The 2,138-nt window shown below is 55.0% G+C and carries 2 protein-coding genes; both read left to right on the forward strand.

The window, feature by feature from the left end:
* Window positions 1–572, forward strand: a 572-nt coding sequence (locus WH277_RS00665) for an MFS transporter (protein ID WP_339503780.1), incomplete at its 5' end; no start/stop codon positions are given.
* Window positions 573–574: 2 nt separating this feature from the next.
* Window positions 575–2,002: a glycoside hydrolase family 32 protein gene (locus tag WH277_RS00670; protein WP_339458688.1), complete on the forward strand. Its 1,428-nt coding sequence runs from the start codon at window positions 575–577 to the stop codon at window positions 2,000–2,002.
* Window positions 2,003–2,138: the final 136 nt, after the last annotated feature.

Raw genomic sequence — 2,138 nt, forward strand, 5'->3', positions numbered from 1 at the left:
GTATTTATGGCGTCTACGACCAGCAATTCCCGGTCTATTTTTCTTCGCAGTTTGCCACGTTGCGTGAAGGCAATGCGATGTTTGGCTACCTCAATTCATTCCAGGTTTTCCTGGAAGCCGCAGGCATGTTTTGCGCCCCCTGGCTGGTGAACCGTATCGGCGCTAAAAACGGGCTGATCTTTGCCGGAATGGTGATGGCACTGCGTATGATCGCGTCCGGTTGGGTTGAAGGGCCGCTGTTGATTTCCATTACCAAATTGCTGCACGCTCTGGAACTGCCTGTTCTGCTGGTGGCTATTTTCAAATACAACAGCCTGAACTTTGATAAACGCCTCTCTTCAACGCTTTATCTGGTGGGGTTTGCCTGCACCAGTTCCGTGATTGCCACGGTGCTTTCTCCTCTCGCTGGCTACAGCTATGAGAAGTATGGCTTCGCCCAGTCCTACCTGATCATGGGGCTGATGGTGTTCTGCACCACCTTTATCTCGATTTTCCTTTTACGCAGCAACAAACCTTTATCGGAAAGGGTGGTTCCTGCCCCTTCTGCCGTCTCCATTTTAAAGAGTGAATAGTGATGACATTTCAACTTGCTGATGCTGAACAGGCGCTGACCACTGCACGCAACCACATTAACCTGCGCTGGTATCCGCGTTTTCATCTCGCCCCTCAGGCCGGATGGATGAACGACCCTAACGGGCTGGTCTGGTTTGATGGCTGGTACCACGCGTTTTACCAGCATCACCCCTACTCCACGCAGTGGGGACCGATGCACTGGGGCCATGCCCGCAGTCGCGATCTGATGCACTGGGAACATCTTCCTGTTGCGCTGGCGCCGGAAGGGCCAGAGGATAAAGACGGCTGTTTCTCCGGGTCAGCGGTGGTTAACGGCGATGAACTGGCGCTGATTTACACCGGTCATAAATTTCACGGCGATCCGACCGATGACGATAATCTTTATCAGGTGCAGTGTCTGGCCACCAGCCGGGATGGCATCCACTTTACCCGCCACGGAAAGGTACTGGATACGCCGCCGGGCATGCACCATTTCCGCGACCCCAAAGTCTGGCGCGAAGGCGATAGCTGGTACATGGTGGTTGGCTCACGCGAAGATGATACCGGCCAGGTGAGACTGTATCGCTCTGCGGATCTGCACCACTGGGATGATGCCGGGGTGCTGGGAGAAGCCTCCAAAGAGATGGGTTTTATGTGGGAATGCCCGGATTTTTTCACGCTGCAGGATAAACAGGTACTGATCATCTCCCCGCAGGGCATCGCTGCCCGGGGATATGACAACCGTAATCTGTTTCAGAGCGGCTATATTGTCGGCCAGTGGCAGCCCGGTGAAGCCTTTACTCAGGAGCACGTTTTCGCCGAACTGGATCATGGCCATGATTTCTATGCGCCACAAACGTTCACGGCCCCCGATGGTCGTCGCATCCTGCTCGCCTGGATGAACAGCTGGGAATCAGTGATGCCTGAGCAGCAGGATGGCTGGGCCGGTATGCTTACCCTGCCCCGGGAACTCAGCCTGACGGCAGATCATCGCCTGCAGATGAAGCCGGTAAAAGAGGTGGAAAATTTACGCCAGACCTGGCAGCGCTGGGTAGTCACCTCGCTGAAAAATCAGCAGCAGTGCGTGATGGAAAATGCGGAAGCAACAGAAGTGCTCCTCCAGTGGGACACGGCGGCAAGTGATGCCGAACAGTACGGTATTGCCCTTTCAGACGGCCTGCGTCTGTATGTCGACAACCAGTCGCAACGACTGGTCCTTGAGCGACATTATCCGCAGTCAGGCCTGTGCGGCCAGCGCAGCGTCCCCTTGCCCGCAGCATCGGTTCTGTCGCTACGCCTCTTCTTTGACCGTTCGTCTATTGAGGTGTTTGTCAATGACGGTGAAGCCTGCCTGACGAGCCGTATTTTCCCCCAGCACCGTCAGCTGTCTCTCTTTGCCTGGTCAGGTAGCGCGCATATCACAGAGTGTGGCGCCTGGGATTTAGCATAAGTCCCTCTCAGTAAGGCTCATCCTGACCCGGATGAGCCTCATCACTATAAGTAAGGATCTCGTCGATGAAAATATCCGTCGGGCTGGCGCTGTGTGCCGGAATTTTTCCTGTCACACTGTTTGCACAAGCCTCATT

Origin of the sequence: Erwinia sp. MYb416 (genome assembly GCF_037479575.1) — a bacterium.
Lineage (GTDB): Bacteria > Pseudomonadota > Gammaproteobacteria > Enterobacterales > Enterobacteriaceae > Erwinia > Erwinia rhapontici.

Coding starts and splice junctions, on each gene's coding strand:
- WH277_RS00670 (WP_339458688.1), top strand. CDS start 575: ATGACATTTCAACTTGCTGATGCTGAACAGGCGCTGACCACTGCACGC.